The 19,833-nt window shown below is 35.5% G+C and carries 20 protein-coding genes and 1 tRNA gene; 15 read left to right on the top strand and 6 right to left on the bottom strand.

Features of this window, described 5'->3' with window-relative positions:
• Positions 1-115 precede the first annotated feature (115 nt).
• The 5 genes from jag to rpmH all read right to left on the bottom strand — a co-directional run bounded on the left by jag (position 116) and on the right by rpmH (position 2,932).
• On the bottom strand, positions 116-850 hold the full coding sequence (gene jag / locus HHT355_RS12450; RefSeq protein ID WP_103203770.1) for an RNA-binding cell elongation regulator Jag/EloR: 735 nt from the start codon (positions 848-850) through the stop codon (positions 116-118).
• 2 nt (positions 851-852) lie between these two features.
• Positions 853-2,043 carry a YidC/Oxa1 family membrane protein insertase gene (locus HHT355_RS12455; RefSeq protein WP_103203771.1) on the bottom strand — a complete coding sequence of 397 codons (1,191 nt, stop codon included), beginning with the start codon at positions 2,041-2,043 and terminating at the stop codon, positions 853-855.
• A 72-nt stretch (positions 2,044-2,115) separates the two neighbouring features.
• Positions 2,116-2,331, bottom strand: coding sequence for a membrane protein insertion efficiency factor YidD (gene yidD, locus HHT355_RS12460; RefSeq protein ID WP_103203772.1), 216 nt, complete (start codon positions 2,329-2,331; stop codon positions 2,116-2,118).
• A 38-nt stretch (positions 2,332-2,369) separates the two neighbouring features.
• Positions 2,370-2,708, bottom strand: a complete 339-nt coding sequence (gene rnpA, locus HHT355_RS12465; protein WP_103203773.1) for a ribonuclease P protein component — start codon at positions 2,706-2,708, stop codon at positions 2,370-2,372.
• Between the two features lie 89 nt (positions 2,709-2,797).
• Entirely contained in the window at positions 2,798-2,932 is a 135-nt protein-coding gene (gene rpmH / locus HHT355_RS12470) for a 50S ribosomal protein L34 (protein ID WP_103203774.1), read from the bottom strand.
• A 408-nt stretch (positions 2,933-3,340) separates the two neighbouring features.
• Here rpmH and dnaA point away from each other — a divergent pair, with 408 nt between their 5' ends.
• The 9 genes from dnaA to HHT355_RS12515 all read left to right on the top strand — a co-directional run bounded on the left by dnaA (position 3,341) and on the right by HHT355_RS12515 (position 13,865).
• The gene (dnaA, locus tag HHT355_RS12475) at positions 3,341-4,693 is read left to right on the top strand and encodes a chromosomal replication initiator protein DnaA (RefSeq protein ID WP_103203775.1); all 1,353 of its coding nucleotides are present in this window, start codon (positions 3,341-3,343) and stop codon (positions 4,691-4,693) included.
• A 259-nt stretch (positions 4,694-4,952) separates the two neighbouring features.
• On the top strand, positions 4,953-6,062 hold the full coding sequence (dnaN, locus tag HHT355_RS12480; protein ID WP_103203776.1) for a DNA polymerase III subunit beta: 1,110 nt from the start codon (positions 4,953-4,955) through the stop codon (positions 6,060-6,062).
• Between the two features lie 114 nt (positions 6,063-6,176).
• Positions 6,177-6,386 carry an RNA-binding S4 domain-containing protein gene (locus HHT355_RS12485; RefSeq protein WP_103203777.1) on the top strand — a complete coding sequence of 70 codons (210 nt, stop codon included), beginning with the start codon at positions 6,177-6,179 and terminating at the stop codon, positions 6,384-6,386.
• 51 nt (positions 6,387-6,437) lie between these two features.
• Positions 6,438-7,523: a DNA replication/repair protein RecF gene (gene recF / locus HHT355_RS12490; RefSeq protein WP_103203778.1), complete on the top strand. Its 1,086-nt coding sequence runs from the start codon at positions 6,438-6,440 to the stop codon at positions 7,521-7,523.
• Between the two features lie 70 nt (positions 7,524-7,593).
• The gene (gene gyrB, locus HHT355_RS12495) at positions 7,594-9,504 is read left to right on the top strand and encodes a DNA topoisomerase (ATP-hydrolyzing) subunit B (RefSeq protein ID WP_103203792.1); all 1,911 of its coding nucleotides are present in this window, start codon (positions 7,594-7,596) and stop codon (positions 9,502-9,504) included.
• Positions 9,505-9,594: 90 nt separating this feature from the next.
• Positions 9,595-12,138, top strand: coding sequence for a DNA gyrase subunit A (gene gyrA / locus HHT355_RS12500; RefSeq protein ID WP_103203779.1), 2,544 nt, complete (start codon positions 9,595-9,597; stop codon positions 12,136-12,138).
• Between the two features lies 1 nt (position 12,139).
• Positions 12,140-12,982 (top strand): fumarate hydratase, encoded by an 843-nt coding sequence (locus HHT355_RS12505; RefSeq protein WP_103203780.1) that lies wholly within the window; start codon positions 12,140-12,142, stop codon positions 12,980-12,982.
• A 167-nt stretch (positions 12,983-13,149) separates the two neighbouring features.
• Complete coding sequence (locus tag HHT355_RS12510) at positions 13,150-13,692, top strand: Fe-S-containing hydro-lyase (protein ID WP_103203793.1); 543 nt, start codon at positions 13,150-13,152, stop codon at positions 13,690-13,692.
• An 83-nt stretch (positions 13,693-13,775) separates the two neighbouring features.
• Positions 13,776-13,865 (top strand) — tRNA-Ser (locus tag HHT355_RS12515).
• Positions 13,866-13,941: 76 nt separating this feature from the next.
• On the opposite strand, the gene HHT355_RS12520 is transcribed toward HHT355_RS12515, so the two are convergent.
• Positions 13,942-14,310 carry a metal-dependent transcriptional regulator gene (locus HHT355_RS12520; RefSeq protein ID WP_103203781.1) on the bottom strand — a complete coding sequence of 123 codons (369 nt, stop codon included), beginning with the start codon at positions 14,308-14,310 and terminating at the stop codon, positions 13,942-13,944.
• 152 nt (positions 14,311-14,462) lie between these two features.
• On the opposite strand from HHT355_RS12520, the gene HHT355_RS12525 reads away from it, so the two are divergent.
• The 6 genes from HHT355_RS12525 to HHT355_RS12550 all read left to right on the top strand — a co-directional run bounded on the left by HHT355_RS12525 (position 14,463) and on the right by HHT355_RS12550 (position 19,524).
• Entirely contained in the window at positions 14,463-14,675 is a 213-nt protein-coding gene (locus HHT355_RS12525) for a FeoA family protein (RefSeq protein WP_103203782.1), read from the top strand.
• A gap of 28 nt (positions 14,676-14,703) precedes the next feature.
• Entirely contained in the window at positions 14,704-14,925 is a 222-nt protein-coding gene (locus tag HHT355_RS12530; protein WP_103203783.1) for a FeoA family protein, read from the top strand.
• Positions 14,926-15,004: 79 nt separating this feature from the next.
• Positions 15,005-17,491, top strand: coding sequence for a ferrous iron transporter B (feoB, locus tag HHT355_RS12535; RefSeq protein WP_103203784.1), 2,487 nt, complete (start codon positions 15,005-15,007; stop codon positions 17,489-17,491).
• Between the two features lie 27 nt (positions 17,492-17,518).
• Complete coding sequence (locus tag HHT355_RS12540) at positions 17,519-17,686, top strand: FeoB-associated Cys-rich membrane protein (protein ID WP_103203785.1); 168 nt, start codon at positions 17,519-17,521, stop codon at positions 17,684-17,686.
• 40 nt (positions 17,687-17,726) lie between these two features.
• Positions 17,727-17,981, top strand: coding sequence for a heavy-metal-associated domain-containing protein (locus HHT355_RS12545; protein ID WP_103203786.1), 255 nt, complete (start codon positions 17,727-17,729; stop codon positions 17,979-17,981).
• Positions 17,982-18,267: 286 nt separating this feature from the next.
• Positions 18,268-19,524 (top strand): glycoside hydrolase family 5 protein, encoded by a 1,257-nt coding sequence (locus HHT355_RS12550; RefSeq protein ID WP_242967674.1) that lies wholly within the window; start codon positions 18,268-18,270, stop codon positions 19,522-19,524.
• The last annotated feature ends 309 nt before the right edge of the window (positions 19,525-19,833 follow it).

A 19,833-nucleotide genomic window follows, 5' to 3' on the forward strand; every position in this document is an offset into this window, starting at 1 on the left:
CATAAATCCAGGAAACAAAAATATTGATTCAATTATAAAATTATAAATGAAAGGTGTCTTAAAGTAAAACCTACTTTGAAGACACCAGTAATCTCAAATATTGATTCTCATTATCCTATACTATTTCTGTCGGTATTTGTTCCTTGTTGTCTTTATTTTCCTTTTTATAATCCCGTCTGTATCTTCTTGAATTTTCTTTACCGTATCTGGGCTTTATATCATGATTTGATTTCTTATAACCGATAACTACCTTTCGATACGGTTCTTCTCCCTCAGAATAGGTTTCCACATACTTATCGTTCTGTAATGCAGAATGAATAATTCTTCTTTCATAAGGATTCATAGGCTCTAAAGCAATTGATTTTCTTGTTTTTCTTACTTTATATGCTATATTCCTTGCCAGATTTTCAAGAGTTTCTTTTCGTCTCTCTCTGTAGTTTTCAGTGTCAAGTTTAACTTTAATATACTTATCGCTATTCTTGTTAATGACAAGGCTTACCAAATATTGAAGGGAATCTAATGTTTGTCCTCTTTTACCTATAAGTACTCCCATTTCTTCTCCTTCAATATTTATTTCAAGTAATTCATTTTCTTTATCGTAAACTATATCAAGTTTTGCATTAATGTTCATTGCATCGAATACTTCTTCAAGAAATTTTCTGGCCGTATTTTCAATGCTCAGTTTCATTCTTACTCTTATTTTGGCAGGTCTGCTAAACATTCCGAAAAAACCGGATGATTCTTTTTCTATTACTTCATATTCCAAATTATCTATAGTGGTACCTATCTCCAACATTGCATTTGTCAGGGCCTCATCTACGGTTTTTGCAGTAAATTCTTTCCAATCCATTATTAGTCCCCCTTTTCTATTTTCCTGTTCTTCAGAATATTAGCTATCTCAGATATGCTTTTCGGATTGTAAGAACTTTCTTCTTTTTCTGCATCCCGATCGATGTCATCCGTTTGGCTATCTTCACTATTCTTATCCTTCAAACTATCTGAAACACCATCAATATTTTTTGTTTTGGTTTTCGCCAATTCCTGTATGGAAGGTCCTCCTGTTGTTTTGGATTTCATATATTTCTTGCTTGCCTTCTCCTGACTCTTTTCTGCCAGCTCATCTATATCAATTCGATTCAGATACTTATTTACAAAAAATTGCTGTATTATAGTAATTACAGAGCTTGCAATCCAGTATATACCGACACCGATTGGAAGCGCCAGACAAAAAAATCCTGACATTATCGGCATTACAATATTCATGGAAGACATAGGATTTGGCACATCATTTTTTGAATTAGTCTTAACGTTAAGTTGCTTGCTTTGGATAAACTGCAATCCCATAGATAATATAGGTATTATAATGGATAATGATCTCCAGCTGGGGGTATTGGTTATGCTTAAACCTAAAAAGTTATTGACATCCATAATACTTCTTATAGCATTATTTGCTTCCTGTGAAAGACCTGCCTGAAGCAAACTGTTCCATTGTGAAGTATTAAAAACAGCTAAAGACTTTATTATATTTTCAATTGTAGAAAGATCCAATTTTTCATAATTTGATACAATACCCGACAATATTTCGGTTCCATGGGTCTGAACTGCGGTTGCTACCGTAGTATAATATTCTTTTACTATATTGACATAATCGGGAACATTATTTATAACCCTATATAATGCCAACATAATTGGTAGTGTAATTAGTAAGGGCAGGCATCCGGCAGTAGGGCTTGCTCCGTATTTTTCATAAACTGCCTGTGTTTCTGCCTGTTGCTTTCTGAGTGACGCTTCATCTTTCTTTCCTTTGTATTTTTCCTGTATCTTTTGAATTTCGGGTGTAATCTTTGACTGTAATCTTGAAAATTTCTGCTGTTTTATCGTTAACGGGAGCATCAACATTTTCGTAATAAAAGTAAATACAATTATAGACAGGGCTATATTTTCTACTCCAAACCAATGAAAAAATTCATAAATCCCGTTCATTATCAAACCAAGCAGTTTTGCTATGGGACTTAACAGACTACCTAAAATTATAACTTCCAACTTCAAATCCTCCTTAGGAGCTGATAAAAAATAATATGGATTGGATGCTCCAATCCTGCTTTCCGAACATTTTTAAGGTACCGGATCAAAACCGCCCTTATGAAACGGATGACATCTTAATATTCGCCTTACCGTTAAATATAAGCCTTTAATTACCCCATATTTTTCCAGTGCCTGCGCCGCATAAGAAGAACAGGTAGGAGTATAAATACAAGTACTGGTCTTTTTTAGGGGAGATATATATTTCTGATATAATCGTATGATAAATATAAGTATTTTCTTAATCATTTATGACCCTTCTTTTAAAACCGGCCGATATTTTAAGATTAAATTACCAAAATACCGTGTAACTTCATAAGGTGTAACAATGAACTTTCAATTTCAAAATAATTTTTTCCCTTGGCACCTATTCTTGCGACAACTACTATGTCCAATCCCTTTATACATCTTCCTTCATTTAACCGATAACTTTCTCTAATCAGACGAGTTATTCTGTGTCTTATAACACTGTTTCCGACTTTTTTACTTACCGATATTCCCAGTCTGTTTTCATCTGTTCCGTTTTTTCTTACATACATAACCAAATTTTTATTTGCATATGATACACCGGTACTGTATATTTCTTTAAAATCCAGACTTCTTTTTATTGATTTTGATTTTCCCATTTTTTTACCCAAAAAAATAATAGTTATTCTGCAATTTTTTACATTTTTTTCATAGAAGAAAAGGTCACAATACTGCGACCTTATTTAAACTAAGCTGTCAGCTTCTTTCTTCCTTTTGCTCTTCTTGCCGAGAGAACTTTTCTTCCGCCTTTGGTTCTCATTCTGGCTCTGAAACCATGAACCCTAGCTCTCGGTTTTTTACTGGGTTGGAATGTTCTTTTCATCTCTACGCACCTCCTTTAACTGTACCGGCGCTCTATATCAGATGAGCTCAACTACCATCTATTTTGGAATATCACGTCTATTATATTCTCAATCATTACTTACGTCAAGTGGTTATTTTGTTGATAACTGCTTGCTTTCCCTAATATTTGTATGTGTTTCTTCCTATTTATATATATTACTGTTGATTTTGTAGATAAATTTGATGTTTTTGTGGATAAAATGTTTCTATAATTTTATTAATGTTCGTTTATGCCTTAATTTATCCTCAAAACCAGGTTGTTGGTATTGTTTTTATTTTTATCACCATTTCCACATAATGACGAAAAATTTTATGTGGTATAATAACCATTGAAAATTTAAAAAAATTGTTATAATATATTAATATGTGAGTATCTATGGAGGCTGCAATGAAAAGTATAATAGAAGAAAAATGGGATGAAATATTAGAATATATGGTTTCTGAATATGGCATTACCAATGTTTCGTACAATACCTGGCTTAAACCCTTAAAGGTATATGACGTACATGATAATGTCATTACTATTGTTATAAATGACGAGAAGATCGGACATTTCGGTTATGAACATATAAGAAATAAATACGAATTACTCCTAAAGGTATCAATAGAAGAAATAATGAACGAACCTTTTGAATTAAAATTTGTTCTTGCCAGTCAGTTGGATTCCTTAGACAAAAACAAGGGATCGTCCAGTTCTAGTAATAAAAAAAATATCCCTACATTCCTAAATCCCAGATATACTTTCGATACCTTTGTAGTCGGAGGAAACAATGAGTTTGCAAGAGCAGCCGCATTAGCTGTTGCTGAAAATCCAGGTGAAATATATAACCCTCTTTTTATATACGGGGGAGTCGGACTTGGAAAGACGCACTTAATGCATTCCATAGCTCATTTTGTTTTAAATCAAAACCCGGATACAAAGGTTTTATATGTTACAAGCGAAAAATTTACCAACGAACTTATTGATGCCATTCAGAAAAAAACTACGGCTCAATTCAGGGAAAAATACCGCAATATTGACATTCTTCTGATTGACGATATTCAGTTTATTATAGGAAAGGAAAGTACCCAGGAAGAATTCTTCCATACTTTTAATACTTTGCATGAAGCAAAAAAGCAAATTATTATATCCAGTGACCGCCCACCTAAGGAAATGCTTACTTTGGAGGACAGGCTCCGTTCCAGATTTGAACATGGTCTGATGGCCGACATCCAGTCTCCTGACTATGAAACCAGAATGGCTATATTAAAAAAGAAGGAAGAATTGGACGGTTACAGTATTAATGAAGAAGTACTTAAATATATTGCTACAAATATTAAATCAAATATCAGAGAACTTGAAGGGGCTCTTACCAAGGTTGTTGCCTTTTCCCGCTTAAAGAAACGGGAACTTAACCTTGAACTCGCAAAAGAAGCTTTGCAGGACATTATTTCTCCAAACGAGAAAAAAATTATAACTCCTGAACTTATAGTAGATATTGTAGCCGAGCATTATAATATCAGTTCTTCTGATATTTATTCAAAAGACAGAAGCAGAGTTGTATCATATCCGCGTCAAATTGTTATGTATTTATGCCGGCGCTTAACCGATTTGTCTGTTACCGATATCGGTAAAGCACTGGGCAACAGGGATCATTCTACTATTCTTCATGGTTACGATAAAATAGAAAGTGACATGAAAAAAGATCCTTCATTACATAACACTATTGATGTACTTATTAAAAAAATAAATCCCGAATAAGTCGTTTATAATATGTTGACAACCAGTTGATATGCTGTTCATTGTTTGTGAGTTATTAACTTCAAATTTTTGGAATGTTATTAAAAGATATTCCTTTCCACATTGGTTTTTTTATTTATTTACACGGTTATCATTTTGTTAAACCTTTGATTTATCGGGTGTTTGACCGGATATCAACAAATCAACCGAGCATATTACTAAGACTTCTAAAAATCTTTTATTTATATATTTATAAAACTGGGAAGGAGTTTATTCACATATGAAAATAAAATGCCAAAAATCTGACCTGCTAAATAGTGTTAATATTGTACTTAAAGCTGTACCGGCAAAGACAACCATGCCTATTCTTGAATGTTTGATTATAGAAGCAAATGATTCTGGCATAAAACTTACTGCCAACGATATGGAGCTTGGTATAGAAACAAAGGTAAAAGGAAACATAATAGAAGAGGGAATGGTTGCTTTAAATGCAAAAATATTTTCAGAAATAGTAAGAAGGCTTCCGGAAAACGAAGTAAGTATTTCTACTGATGAAAATTATGTAACAGAAATCATATGTGAAAAAGCAAAATTCTCAATAGTCGGAAGATCCGGCGAAGAATTTCCGTCCCTTCCTGAAATTGAAAAAGAAAATCCCCTTATTCTGTCTCAGTTTACTTTGAAAGAAGTAATAAGGCAGACAGTTTTTTCTATTTCAGATAATGAAAGCAACAAGATAATGACCGGAGAATTATTTGAAATTAAGAAAAATGAGTTAAGAGTTATATCTCTTGACGGCCATAGGATATCTATACGAAAGATTACTTTAAAAGATGAGTACGATGACAAAAAAGTTATAATACCCGGAAAGACTCTGAATGAAATAAGTAAAATATTGTCCGGAGAAACTTCTTCCCTGGTTAATATTTACTTTACGGACAAGCATGCCTTGTTTGAGTTTGACGATACAGTAGTTGTCACCAGGCTGATTGAAGGGGAATATTACAGAATTGACCAGATGTTATCAAGTGATTATGAAACTAAAGTAAAGATTAATAAAAAGGAATTGTTAAGCTGTATAGAAAGAGCATCTCTTTTAATAAGGGAAACAGATAAAAAGCCGATTATTTTAAGAATTAAAGACAATAACTTCGAGCTTAATATTAATACCTCGATAGGGTCAATGAAGGAAGATATAGATATCGAGATGGAGGGCAAGGAAATCGTAATCGGTTTTAATCCCAAATATTTAATGGATGCCTTAAGAGTAATAGATGATGAAACAGTTGATATATATTTAATAAACCCTAAGGCTCCTTGTTTTATCAGAGATGAGGAACAGTCTTATATATACTTAATATTGCCTGTCAATATAAATGTAGCATCATAATTATTTTAAAATTGGAAATAATAACCTAATAAAGAGACTTTTTATTGTAGTATAAACTAAATAAAAAGTAACCTTAAAAAACGTTAATTTTTTGGTAGTTGAAAAGAGGTATATATGCAGGAATTTAAATTAAGGGACGATTTTATAAAGCTGGGACAGGCATTAAAGGCAGCAGGGCTTGTAAAATCCGGTGCAGAAGCAAAGAATGTGATTCAAAACGGAATGGTTAAAGTAAATAACCGTATAGAAACACAAAGAGGGAAAAAACTCCATGACGGAGATACTGTGGAATATAACGGGCAAATAATAAAAATTATAAAATAAGCAATAAATCCGGATAAATGAAACCTGCTTAAATAGAACGTTGGTGCAAAAATGATAGTTAAATCATTAGAACTTAAAGAATACAGAAATTTTGAGCATCTTGAAATTGTTTTTGACAAAGGCATCAATATTTTATATGGGGGAAATGCCCAGGGGAAAACTAATATTCTTGAGGCAATTTATCTCGGAGGAACTACCAAATCTCACAGAGGCAGCAAAGACAGTGAAATAATACGTTTTAACAAAGACGAAGCCCATATAAGAATTAATATTGAGAAAAATCAGGTATCCCACAGAATAGATGTGCATTTGAAGAAAAATAAAGCCAAAGGAGTAGCAATCGATGGAATTCCCATTAAAAAACAAGGGGAATTATTCGGTATGCTTAACCTTGTGTTTTTTTCCCCGGAAGATTTGAATATCATTAAAAATGGACCCGGTGAAAGAAGAAGATTTTTGGATTTGGAATTATGCCAGCTTGATAAAATTTATATGTACCATTTAACAAACTATAATAAAGCATTGGCTCAAAGAAATTATTTACTAAAGCAAATAAGTCTTAACAAAAGTTTACTTGAAACTTTATATATTTGGGATTTAAAACTTATAGAACATGGAAGCGCAATAATTGAATCAAGAAAAACATTTATAAAAAAAATTAATGAGCTGATATATTCCATACATAATAAGCTAACCGGAGGAAAAGAAGAACTAATTCTTAGATATGAGCCAAATGTTAGAACGGATGAGTTTGAAGATAAATTAAGAAATTCACTGGAACGGGATTTAATATTAAAAATGACTAATGTTGGACCTCACAGGGACGACATGTCCTTTTTATTTAATAATATTGATATCAGAAAATACGGATCCCAGGGGCAGCAAAGAACGTCTGCCTTATCTTTAAAATTGGCTGAAATTCAGTTGGTAAAAGAAGTTATAAAAGAAAAACCGGTCCTTTTACTTGATGATGTTTTGTCTGAACTTGACAGAAACCGGCAGAATCACTTGCTTGACAGCATAGGAGACATACAAACAATAGTTACATGTACCGGATTGGAAGAATTTATAAATCACAGGTTTACATACAATAAAATTTTTCATGTATATAAAGGAACTGTAATCTGTGAAAATTAGTTATGATAAGTAATTGATAACCATAAAATTATAGATATTGAAATTTTTTAGGAGGAACGGAGTGAAAAAAATGGAATATGAATATGGTGCGGATCAGATACAAATATTGGAAGGGTTAGAGGCTGTAAGAAAAAGACCCGGTATGTATATAGGATCCACTTCCTCCAAAGGATTGCATCATCTGGTTTATGAGATTGTAGATAATGCGGTTGATGAAGCTTTAGCAGGCTTTTGTGATACCATAGTAGTTGAAATATATAAAGACAATTCCGTTTCTGTAACGGATAACGGCCGCGGCATACCTGTCGGTATTAATCACAAAGCCGGAATTCCGGCGGTAGAAGTGGTATTTACTATACTTCATGCCGGCGGAAAGTTCGGAGGCGGAGGATATAAGGTATCCGGAGGTTTACACGGCGTTGGGGCAAGTGTTGTAAATGCCCTGTCTGAGTGGCTGGAAGTTGAAATATGCATTGACGGGAAAAAATACTGGCAGCGTTATGAAAGAGGAAAGCCTGTAACAAAACTTAAAGAACTGGGTGAAACCGACTGCAGGGGAACTAAGGTTACGTTTCTTCCCGATAAGGAAATATTTGAGGAAACAGTTTTTGATTATGAAACTTTAAAGCAAAGACTCAGAGAAATAGCCTTTTTGACCAAAGGTATAAAAATTATTTTAAGAGATCTTCGGGAAGAAAATCCTGTAGAAAAACAATTTTACTATGAAGGCGGTATAAAGGAGTATGTAAAATATCTTAATCGCCACAAAGATCCTTTGTATTCGGATATAATTTACTGTGAAGGAACTAAAGACAATGTTTATGTTGAAGTTGCAATGCAGCATAACAGAACATATGTTGAAGGGTGCTACAGTTTTGTAAATAACATAACAACACCTGAAGGCGGCACCCATTTAATAGGTTTTAAAAATGCACTTACAAAAACCATAAATGATTATGCCAGAAGTCAGAAGTTTTTAAAAGACAACGAAGCAAATCTGTCCGGTGAAGACATAAGGGAAGGTCTTATTGCAATAATAAGCATTAAGATTCAAGAACCTCAGTTTGAAGGACAGACAAAGCAAAAGTTAGGAAACAGTGAAGCAAGAGGTGCCGTGGAAAGTATAGTAAGCGAACAGCTTACTTATTATCTGGAGCAGAATCCGTCTGTTGCAAGAATAATATGTGAAAAAGCCGTATTAGCTCAGAGAGCAAGAGAAGCCGCAAGAAAAGCAAGGGAACTTACAAGAAGAAAAACGGCTTTGGAAGGGTCAGGCCTTCCGGGAAAACTTGCAGACTGTTCGGAAAAAGATCCTACAAAATGTGAAATATTCCTGGTTGAGGGTGATTCTGCGGGAGGATCCGCAAAGACTGCAAGATCAAGAGCTACCCAGGCAATACTTCCGTTAAGGGGAAAAATTTTAAATGTTGAAAAGGCAAGGCTTGACAAGATTCTGGAAAACGAAGAAATAAAAGCTATGATAACAGCGTTCGGTACAGGAATATCGGATGACTTTGATATATCAAAATTACGTTATCATAAGATTATAATTATGACTGATGCGGACGTTGACGGAGCCCATATTGCTACTTTGCTGCTTACATTCTTCTACAGATTTATGCCTGAGCTTATCAAAAGAGGTCATGTATATATGGCACAGCCCCCCCTGTATAAAATTGAAAAGGGTAATACTATCCGTTATGCTTACAGCGATGATGAATTAAATAAATTACTAAATGAGCTGGGCAGAGACAATTCGGTAAGAATTCAAAGATATAAGGGGCTCGGAGAAATGAATTCCGAACAGCTGTGGGATACAACTATGGATCCGGAAAAAAGAATACTTCTTAGAGTTACTATGGATGAAAACGAATCTTCGGAAATAGATATGACCTTTACTACACTTATGGGAGATAAAGTCGAACCCAGAAGGGAATTTATCGAGGCAAATGCCAAGTATGTCCGGAATCTGGATATATAATAACGGGATTTGTTTGGGTTATAGCATAAAATGATATATTTGAAATTATCGTAATTATCCCGGCAGAGATTGAAAACGGAGGAAAAAATAATGGACGAGTATATCTTCGATAAAGTGCAGGATGTGGACCTTAAAAAGACCATGGAAAAATCTTATATAGATTATGCCATGTCTGTTATAGCATCCCGTGCACTTCCCGACGTAAGGGACGGTTTAAAACCGGTTCAAAGAAGAATTCTATATGCAATGGTTGAATTAAATAACGGTCCTGATAAGCCTCACCGTAAATGTGCCCGTATAGTCGGTGATACCATGGGTAAATATCATCCCCACGGTGACAGTTCCATATACGAGGCCTTGGTTAAGCTGGCTCAGGATTTTTCAACCAGATATCCGTTGATAGACGGCCATGGAAACTTCGGATCGGTAGACGGTGACGGCGCTGCGGCCATGCGTTATACGGAGGCTAGATTAAGCAAGATTTCCATGGAAATGCTTGCAGACATCAATAAGGATACGGTAGATTTTGTTCCGAACTTTGATGAATCTGAAAAAGAACCGTCGGTTTTGCCTGCCCGTTTTCCGAATCTGTTGGTAAACGGAACCTCAGGAATAGCAGTTGGAATGGCAACCAATATACCTCCTCATAACCTTAAGGAGGTTATTGATGCTGTCGTTAGAATAATAGACAATCGGGTAGAAGAAGACAGGGATACCGATATAGATGAAATTCTTGATATCGTAAAGGGTCCGGATTTTCCTACCGGAGCGGAAATAATCGGTACAACCGGTATAGAAGAAGCTTACAGAACAGGAAGAGGAAAAATTACAGTCAGGGCCGTGAGTGAAATTGAAACTCTGCCGAACGGAAAGTCCCGTATTATTGTCAGCGAAATTCCATATATGGTAAATAAGGCAAGGCTGATTGAAAAAATTGCCGAGCTTGTAAAAGAAAAAAAAGTCGACGGTATTACAGAACTTAGGGACGAATCGGACAGACACGGTATGCGGATTGTAATTGATATCCGCAGGGATGTTAATGCCAATGTTTTATTAAATCAGTTATACAAACATACACAGCTGCAGGATACCTTCGGGGTAATAATGCTTGCTTTGGTTAACAACGAGCCAAAAGTACTTAACCTTCTCCAGATGCTTAATTATTATCTGGATCACCAGAAGGAAGTTATAACAAGAAGGACAAAATATGATTTAAATAAGGCCGAAGAAAGGGCTCATATTTTGCAGGGATTACTTAAAGCCCTTGATCATATAGATGAAGTTATAAATATTATAAGAAATTCAAAAAACGGTAATGAAGCCAAGGAAAGATTGATAGAGCGATTTGCATTTACTGATATCCAGGCACAGGCTATTATCGATATGAGGCTTCGTTCTCTTACAGGTCTGGAAAGGGAAAGACTTGAAGCGGAATTTGCCGAACTTACTCAAAAGATAGCCGAATATAAAGCTATACTTAGCGATGAGAAAAAATTATTGGGTGTCATTAAAGAAGAAATTGTTTTAATTCGTGACAAATACGGAGATGAGCGCAGAACTAAGATAAGCTATGACGCATCGGAAATTTCGGTTGAAGATTTAATTCCGGATGAAACTATGCTTATTGCCATGACAAAACTTGGCTATATAAAACGTATGACAATAGATAATTTTAAGAGTCAGCATCGCGGCGGCAAGGGAATAAAAGGAATGCATACAATTGATGAAGACTTTATTGAAGATTTGTTCATGGCAAGGAACCATCACTTTATTATGTTCTTTACGAATCAGGGAAGAGTATATCGCCTGAAAACTTATGAAATTCCGGAAGCCGGAAGAACCGCAAGAGGAACGGCTATAATAAACCTGTTGCAGCTTATGCCGGAAGAAAAAATTACGGCTGTTATTCCGATTAAGGAATATAAAGACAACCGCTACCTGTTTATGGCAACTAAAAAAGGTATAGTAAAAAAGACTTCCGTCAAAGAATATGAGAACATAAGAAAGTCAGGCTTAATTGCCATAAATCTCCGGGAAGACGACGAACTGATAGAAGTAAAAATAACCGACGGAAATAAGGATGTCTTTTTGGTAACCAAAAACGGTATGTGCATCAGGTTTAATGAGCAGGATGTAAGACCTACAGGAAGATCATCGACCGGTGTAATAGGTATGGCTATTGATGAAGATGATGAGATAGTGGGAATGCAGCTTAACAGTCAGGGAGAATATTTGCTTATTGCATCGGCAAACGGTATGGGTAAACGGACATCGATAGATGAATTTAGTTTACAACACAGGGCAGGTAAAGGTGTAAAATGCTATAAGATTACCGAAAAAACCGGTAATGTTGTAGGAGTAAAAGCGGTTAACGAAGAAAATGAAGTTATGCTTATAACTACCGAAGGCATAATAATCCGTATAATGGTCAGTGATATACCTGTACTCGGAAGGATTACCTCCGGTGTTAAATTAATTCATCTGGACAATGATAATGTTTATGTCGCCAGTTTGGCAAAAGTAAGGGATGACGGCAAGAATACGTCCGATGATATGGTTATTGAAAATTTGGAAAAAGAGTTGGATGAAGAAACTTATTCGGATGATACCGACAAAACCGGAGATGATAAATAGTATGAGGGTCATAAATACCGGCGAAATTGTATCAAATATAAAAGAAATGTGCATCGAAGCCAACTATAAGTTGGCTTCTGATGTAAGTACCCGTATTATGGATGCCTATAAAAACGAAACATCCGATCTTGGGAAACTGATACTGGGACAACTCTGTGAAAATATGAATATTGCAGAAAATGAACAAATTCCCATATGTCAGGATACGGGAATGACAATTGTATTTGTTAAAATAGGTCAGGATGTACACATTGAAGGAGGCTCTCTGGAAGAAGCCATAAACGAAGGAATAAGGCAGGGATATAAAGAGGGTTTTTTAAGAAAGTCCGTGGTTTCGGATCCTATTATCAGAAAAAACACCATGGACAATACGCCGGGAGTAATACACTATGAAATTGTAGCGGGTGATTTTATAGAGATAACAGTTGTGCCGAAAGGGTTCGGAAGCGAAAATATGAGCCGTATTTATATGTTAAAACCGTCGGACGGAGTAGAAGGAATAAAAGAAGCCGTACTTAAGACGGTTAAATTAGCAGGTCCCAATGCTTGTCCTCCTATAGTCGTAGGAGTGGGAATAGGCGGAAGCTTTGAAAAATGCGCTCTTCTAGCCAAAAAAGCGTTAACCCGAAATCTTGACGAACCTTCAAATTTTCCTCATATAAGAAAACTGGAAGAAGAACTGCTTGAAGAGATAAATAAACTGGGTATCGGACCGGGAGGTTTCGGAGGAAAGATTACAGCTTTGGGTGTAAAAATAGAAACTTATCCGACTCATATAGCAGGGCTTCCGGTAGCCGTAAATATATGTTGCCATGTAAACAGGCATATAACAAGAATTCTATAACTGAAAGTTTTTATTACCTTGATTTTATAAGTTGAATTTCTAAAATTAAATTGAAGAATAAAAATTTTAAATAAGTTTAAATTAAAATCCATTAATATAAAAATACGGGTAATATTTAAAAATCAAAAGATTTTAAATTATAAATTTTGATAAGGCGAGGAATGGGTTTGGAAAAACATATTGTTGCACCTTTATCAAAAGAAGAGGTTCAAAATTTAAAAGCCGGTGATTATGTATACATAACAGGAGTAATATATACTGCAAGGGATGCCGCCCATAAAAGAATGTATGAAGCCTTGCAAAAAGGAGAAGAAATTCCTTTTTCTCTGAAAAACAATGTAATTTACTATATGGGCCCAAGCCCGGCAAGAGAAGGACAGATTATAGGTTCGGCCGGTCCGACTACAAGCAGCCGGATGGACAAATATACTCCTTTATTGCTGGATACAGGGCTTTTGGGAATGATAGGCAAAGGATACAGAAGCCAAAGTGTAATAGAATCCATTATAAAAAACAAAGCGGTATATTTTGTCGCGACAGGCGGTGCGGGAGCATTGCTGTCCAAATGTATCAAGAAGTCAAAAGTAATTGCTTATGAAGATTTAGGTACCGAAGCTATTCATGAGTTATATGTGGAAAATTTTCCGGTTATAGTTGCTATTGATTCAAATGGAAATAATTTATATGAAAATACAGATATAATCAGTTGACAAAAGAAAGAGCTTTTGATATACTAGGTTTGTTTCCGTTAGGTTTTCCTAATAAAAAAATAATTACTATAAATTCAGCAATTGGAGAAATACTCAAGAGGCTGAAGAGGCGCCCCTGCTAAGGGTGTAGGTCGGCGAAAGCCGGCGCGAGGGTTCAAATCCCTCTTTCTCCGTTAAAAAAAGCGAATCGAAAAATCGATTCGCTTTTTTTCGTGAAAAGTATATGTTTACAGAACAATGAAATAAAACTCATTTATTATTCTGGTTTAATAAAAGGGATTGCATTGCTTTAAAGGTTTTGTCACTTATAACGTGTTCCATTTTGCAGGCATCTGCTGATGCAGTTTGATAATCCACGCCAAGTTTTACAAGAAATTCGGTTATAAGCTGATGACGCTCATAAATTTTTTCGGCTATTATACGTCCTTTTTCTGTAAAAGAAATATGACCTTTATCATCAACAACTATACAGTCTTCATTTTTTAACCTGGATAGAGCTCTGCTGACGGAGGCTTTTGATATGTTCATCTTATCCGATATATCTACGGCACGTACTGCATTACCACTCTTTCCGAGAATCAAAATTGTTTCCAAATACATTTCACCGGATTCTTGCATATTTTTCGCCTCCAACATTCATTTTTCAATATTTTACACGTTATAAAATCTATAGTCAAGTTTGACAAAATTTACTTGACAGGTTACCTTAGGGTAACTATAATTATTTTAATAGGTTAGCTATAGGTAACTCATAAAAGAGGTGATTATATATGATGCCACTTAATTTGGCTGTACCCGGAGAGGAAAATGTAATTAAAAAAATATACGGAAGCCCTGAGATTAAAAGACATCTGGAAAATCTCGGTTTTGTTGCCGGCGGGAGCGTAAGTATAATAAATATTCTTAACGGCAATGTAATTGTAAAAGTAAAAGAAGCACGTATAGCAATTGATGACGAGATGGCCAGAAAGATTATGGTTTAACGATAAATTATTGTGGGAGGATATATAAATGTATACATTGCGGGACGCAAAAGTAGGTCAGACCGTTAAGGTTGTTAAGCTTCACGGAGAAGGTGCAATAAAGCGCAGAATTATGGACATGGGTATTACAAAAGGAATTGATATTTATGTACGTAGGGTTGCACCGCTTGGAGACCCGGTGGAAATTACGGTACGCGGATATGAATTAAGCATACGCAAAGCAGATGCAGAAATGGTTGAAGTTGAATGATTATGATAGGGGAATACCTTTATTTTTTGGTCAACGAGTTAGCCATGGGTAACTAAAATATCAGAAAGAGAGGAAAATTATGAGTTTAAAAATTGCTCTTGCGGGTAATCCTAATTGCGGTAAAACAACTCTGTTCAATGTGCTTACGGGATCCAATCAGTTTGTCGGAAATTGGCCCGGTGTCACCGTCGAAAAAAAAGAAGGTAAGTTAAAAAAATATAATGATGTAACAATTATAGACCTTCCGGGAATTTACTCACTTTCTCCGTATACCTTGGAAGAAGTAATCGCAAGAAACTATTTGATTAATGAAAAGCCGGATGTAATTCTAAATATAGTTGACGGAACCAATCTGGAAAGAAACTTATATCTTACTACTCAGTTAACGGAACTTGGAATACCGGTGGTTATAGCCATCAATATGATGGATGTAGTAAAAAAGAACGGCGACAAGATTAATACGGCAGAACTTTCCCGAAAGTTAGGCTGTAAGGTTGTTGAAATTTCCGCTCTTAAGGAAACCGGTATATCAGAGGCAGCAAAAGCAGCTATCGAAGCGGCAAAGAGTACCGAAACGTTTTCCAAACATATTTTTTCGGAACCGATTGAAAATGCTTTAAGTCAGATTGAAAAATTAATTGAAAGCAAAGTATATGAAAAGCAGTTTCGCTGGTATTCAATCAAAACTTTCGAGCGGGACGAAAAAATTTTGGAAATACTAAAACTTTCGGAGGATGAACTTAATAAAGCGGAAGAGGTTATTAAATCAGTCGAGAATGAAATGGACGATGATGCGGAAAGTATTATAGCCAACGAACGTTATATTTACATAGCTTCGTTAATTAAAGACTGTTATAAGAAAAAGAATGCAGGCCATTTGTCTGCTTCAGATAAGATAGACAGAGTGGTGACCAACCGTTTTTTGGGTCTTCCTATTTTTGCTTTAGCCATGTTTCTTGTTTACTGGATATCCATGGTCGGAATAGGTGCGACTGCAACCGATTGGGCAAATGACGGACTGTTCGGAGACGGTTGGTATTTTCTTGGAATTGGAAGAAGCAAATATGAAGAAGTATCCCAAGAATATATTGATGCATTTAATGCCGTAAATGCTTTTTATGAACTTGATTTAGAAGCAGAGGATTTTAATTCGGATAAAGCACTTGCCGAAATGAAAGCTGTTTCGAAAAAAGAAACAGGTATCGCTTATGTTGAAGACGAAGAAACTCTTGCTATACAGGAAATGACCGTATACTATGATGAGATTCCGAATGATGCGGATTATGAAACCACAATTGGAATTTCTTATCTTGATGCTGTTGCATATTTTGAAGAAAGAGGGTTTGATGAACCGGATCCGGCAGATTACGGTATTTGGATTCCCGGTATACCGGTACTTGTAAGCAATGGACTGGAAAATGTCGGTGTTGCAAAGTGGCTTTCAGGTTTAATCAATGATGGTATCGTGGCCGGTGTAGGTGCTGTTTTGGGCTTTGTGCCTCAGATGTTTGTACTGTTTTTCCTCCTTGCATTCCTTGAAGCCTGCGGATACATGGCACGTATTGCTTTTGTTCTTGACAGGATATTCCGTAAATTTGGGCTTTCGGGAAAGTCATTTATACCGATGCTGATCGGTTCAGGTTGCGGAGTTCCGGGTGTTATGGCTTCGCGTACAATCGAAAACGAACGTGACCGGCGTATGACAATTATGACCACCACTTTTATTCCTTGCGGTGCGAAAGTGCCGTTTATTTCCATGATAGCCGGAGCTATTTTCGGCGGAAGCGCGTGGGTATCTACTTCTGCATATTTTGTAGGTATGGCTGCAATTATTATTTCCGGTATTATGCTTAAGAAAACAAGAATGTTTTTAGGAGATCCAGCTCCTTTTGTTATGGAATTGCCGGCTTATCACTGGCCTGCCCTTAAAAATGTGCTTCGTTCCATGTGGGAGCGCGGTTGGTCATTTATAAAAAAGGCAGGAACAATAATATTACTTTCTACGATTTTAGTATGGTTTACTACCCGTTTTGGATTTGTAGACGGAAGCTTTAGAATGCTTGCCGAGGAAGAATTGGATATGTCTGTCTTGGCAATATTAGGAAGTGCTATTGCATGGATATTTAGACCTCTCGGATGGGGTAACTGGCAGGCTACAGTAGCTTCTTTAACCGGTCTTGTGGCAAAAGAGAATATAGTAGGTACAATGGGCATTTTGTACGGTGGCAAAGAGGCTACGGTTTATGAAACCATTGGCTCGGTATTTACTCCCGTAACCGGCTACTCATTTCTGGTATTTAATCTGCTTTGTGCTCCTTGCTTTGCAGCTATCGGTGCAATAAGAAGAGAGATGAATAACGCAAAATGGACCTGGTTTGCAATCGGATATCAATGTTTATTTGCCTATGCCGTATCACTCATGATTAATCAATTTGGAGTATTTTTTACCGGTAATTTAAATTTAGCCGGATTTATTACTGCTTTATTATTGTTGGCACTGATGGTATATATGTTGTTCTTTAAAAAACAAGCTAAGACAACCAAACTTTCCAAAGTTAGGGTTTAAGGATAAGTGGCAAAGGAGCTGATTGGGATGAATTTTATAATAAGTAATCTAGCTACTATAGTTGTAGGGCTTTTACTTGTTGCAATTGTAGCGGGTATTATAATTCAGATGCGTAATGACAGGAGAAAAGGAAAATCCTTATGCGTAAGTAAATGCAGTTCGTGTCCGATGGGCAGCTCCTGCCATAAGCGTTAATAAGAAAAAGTACGAAAGAGCCTAAAAGGGGAATGATGTTATGTATAGAACAATTATTGGCATAGACGGAATGGTATGTTCTATGTGTGAAGCGCATATTAACGACGCTTTACGCAGAGCATTTTCCGTAAAGAAAGTTTCATCATCTCATAAAAAGAAACAGGCTGAAATCATAAGTGATGAAAGATTAGATGAAGAGGATTTACGTAAAACCATAAATGAAACCGGTTACAGCATATTGTCGATTCAGACAGAACCTTATAAAAAGAAAGGTTTTAGCCTTTTTAAAAAGTAAGCCGGGGAAAAATGATTTAAAAATAATAATTTGATTGTAAAAAAGATACGGCCATATTTAATATTGTTTAAGGTGAAAAAAGAACTCTGATACGATATATTATCGCTTTCAGAGTTCTTTTTTCTGTAAATAAAGTTAAATAAAAGTTAATAAATAAGTTTAAAATTGCCAAGCCGTATAAGAATTAAATAAAGGGTATTGAAAAATTAGTTTATTTAAATCATAATGTAATTAATTTAAGTAAAAGTGCATTTAATTATATATATTAAATCTTTTGGAGGCAAATATGAGAAAAAATAGATATTTTCTTTTAATTATGTTTTGTCTTTTTATAGGATTGACATATATATCATGCACTAAAAAACAGGATATTACCGTAGAAAATGAATATACTTCCGAAGGTGATACTATAAATGACAATGATTCAAAGGATGAAGAAGCAAATGAGAAAATAAACGAAACTGAAGACGAAGATATAAAAAAAGATAAAAATGAGAATGAAAAATCTTCTCTTACCATACGGGATATACCGTCTATGGAACTCATTAAAGAGTTTAGCATAGGCTGGAATCTGGGTAATACTTTGGATGCTACCGGAAGTTCTTATCTTAGCAGTGAGACTTCCTGGGGTAATCCCTATACCGAGAAAGAAGTATTTGATACCGTAAAAGAAGCAGGTTTTAACATTGTAAGAATACCGGTATCATGGGGAAAACACTTAGGTCCCGAACCGGATTATAAGATACAGGAAGAATGGCTTGACAGGGTAAATGAAGTAGTAGATTATGGAATAGATAACGGTTTATATGTCATTTTAAACATGCATCATGAAGAATGGCATTTTCCTTCATATGAGAATTTTGAAAAAGCAAATACCATTTTAACGTCTGTTTGGGCACAAATTGCCGAACGCTTTAAATATTATGACGAACATCTTATATTTGAGGGAATGAATGAACCCAGGATGAAAGGAACTCCTTATGAGTGGACCGGAGGAAATGCCGAGGCCAGGGATGTAGTAAATAAACTTAACCAATCTTTTGTAGAAACAATCAGGACGGGAGGAGGCAATAACCCGTACCGACATTTGATGATACCAACCTATGCCGCATCGTCCGATCCTAAAACATGGGAGGATTTTATAATACCGGATGATGAAAAAGTTATTGTATCAATACATGCGTATACTCCTTATAATTTTGCCTTAAATAAAAACGGAACTTCCGTATGGAGTCCGGATAATCCGGAAGATACAGCTGAAATAGACAATTTAATGAATAATATATATGAACACTTTATCAATAACGGCCATCCTGTAATTATCGGAGAGTTTGGAGCTATGGATAAAAATAATCTTGAGGATAGGGTTAACTGGGCCGAATATTATGTTCAAAAAGCATCCGAAAAAGGTATACCGTGTATTTGGTGGGACAACGGAGGATTTACAGGTAGCGGTGAACTGTTCGGATTATTGGACAGAAGAAGTTTCACCTGGAAGTATCCCGAGATAGTCAAGGCGCTAACAGGTAGGTCTGTTGAATAATAAAAATTAATTATTTAAATTATTTTATTGACTAAAAACAGATTTAGATGTTAATTATATATAGTACGGCTGTATCAGGTTTGTCTTTATCTTTTGTCAGACAACTGATATGTCCGAAATATATATAAAAAAGTTTTATTTTGCAATTTATTAGGAATTGGAATTTATTGTTGTAGCCTTTGTTCAAAAAATTATGAAAATTAAAAAATAAAGTTGTTGACAAAGGAATTTCTGTGTGATATTATTATTTCTGCTGACGCGCCAAGGGAGCTAAAAAAATCGGATAGGCGATAAAGTCAGTAAGGAACA

The organism is Herbinix hemicellulosilytica (assembly GCF_002904165.1).
Lineage (GTDB): Bacteria > Bacillota > Clostridia > Lachnospirales > Lachnospiraceae > Mobilitalea > Mobilitalea hemicellulosilytica.

Excerpts from the sequence above, each read along its gene's own strand:
- feoB (WP_103203784.1), top strand. The coding sequence starts at position 15,005 with ATGAGTTTAAAAATTGCTCTTGCGGGTAATCCTAATTGCGGTAAAACA.
- HHT355_RS12525 (WP_103203782.1), top strand. The coding sequence starts at position 14,463 with ATGATGCCACTTAATTTGGCTGTACCCGGAGAGGAAAATGTAATTAAA.
- HHT355_RS12540 (WP_103203785.1), top strand. The coding sequence starts at position 17,519 with ATGAATTTTATAATAAGTAATCTAGCTACTATAGTTGTAGGGCTTTTA.
- rnpA (WP_103203773.1), bottom strand. The coding sequence starts at position 2,708 with ATGGGAAAATCAAAATCAATAAAAAGAAGTCTGGATTTTAAAGAAATA.
- rpmH (WP_103203774.1), bottom strand. The coding sequence starts at position 2,932 with ATGAAAAGAACATTCCAACCCAGTAAAAAACCGAGAGCTAGGGTTCAT.
- gyrB (WP_103203792.1), top strand. The coding sequence starts at position 7,594 with ATGGAATATGAATATGGTGCGGATCAGATACAAATATTGGAAGGGTTA.
- dnaA (WP_103203775.1), top strand. The coding sequence starts at position 3,341 with ATGAAAAGTATAATAGAAGAAAAATGGGATGAAATATTAGAATATATG.
- recF (WP_103203778.1), top strand. The coding sequence starts at position 6,438 with ATGATAGTTAAATCATTAGAACTTAAAGAATACAGAAATTTTGAGCAT.
- HHT355_RS12485 (WP_103203777.1), top strand. The coding sequence starts at position 6,177 with ATGCAGGAATTTAAATTAAGGGACGATTTTATAAAGCTGGGACAGGCA.
- dnaN (WP_103203776.1), top strand. The coding sequence starts at position 4,953 with ATGAAAATAAAATGCCAAAAATCTGACCTGCTAAATAGTGTTAATATT.
- jag (WP_103203770.1), bottom strand. The coding sequence starts at position 850 with ATGGATTGGAAAGAATTTACTGCAAAAACCGTAGATGAGGCCCTGACA.
- HHT355_RS12530 (WP_103203783.1), top strand. The coding sequence starts at position 14,704 with ATGTATACATTGCGGGACGCAAAAGTAGGTCAGACCGTTAAGGTTGTT.
- HHT355_RS12545 (WP_103203786.1), top strand. The coding sequence starts at position 17,727 with ATGTATAGAACAATTATTGGCATAGACGGAATGGTATGTTCTATGTGT.
- gyrA (WP_103203779.1), top strand. The coding sequence starts at position 9,595 with ATGGACGAGTATATCTTCGATAAAGTGCAGGATGTGGACCTTAAAAAG.
- yidD (WP_103203772.1), bottom strand. The coding sequence starts at position 2,331 with ATGATTAAGAAAATACTTATATTTATCATACGATTATATCAGAAATAT.
- HHT355_RS12550 (WP_242967674.1), top strand. The coding sequence starts at position 18,268 with ATGAGAAAAAATAGATATTTTCTTTTAATTATGTTTTGTCTTTTTATA.
- HHT355_RS12520 (WP_103203781.1), bottom strand. The coding sequence starts at position 14,310 with ATGCAAGAATCCGGTGAAATGTATTTGGAAACAATTTTGATTCTCGGA.
- HHT355_RS12505 (WP_103203780.1), top strand. The coding sequence starts at position 12,140 with ATGAGGGTCATAAATACCGGCGAAATTGTATCAAATATAAAAGAAATG.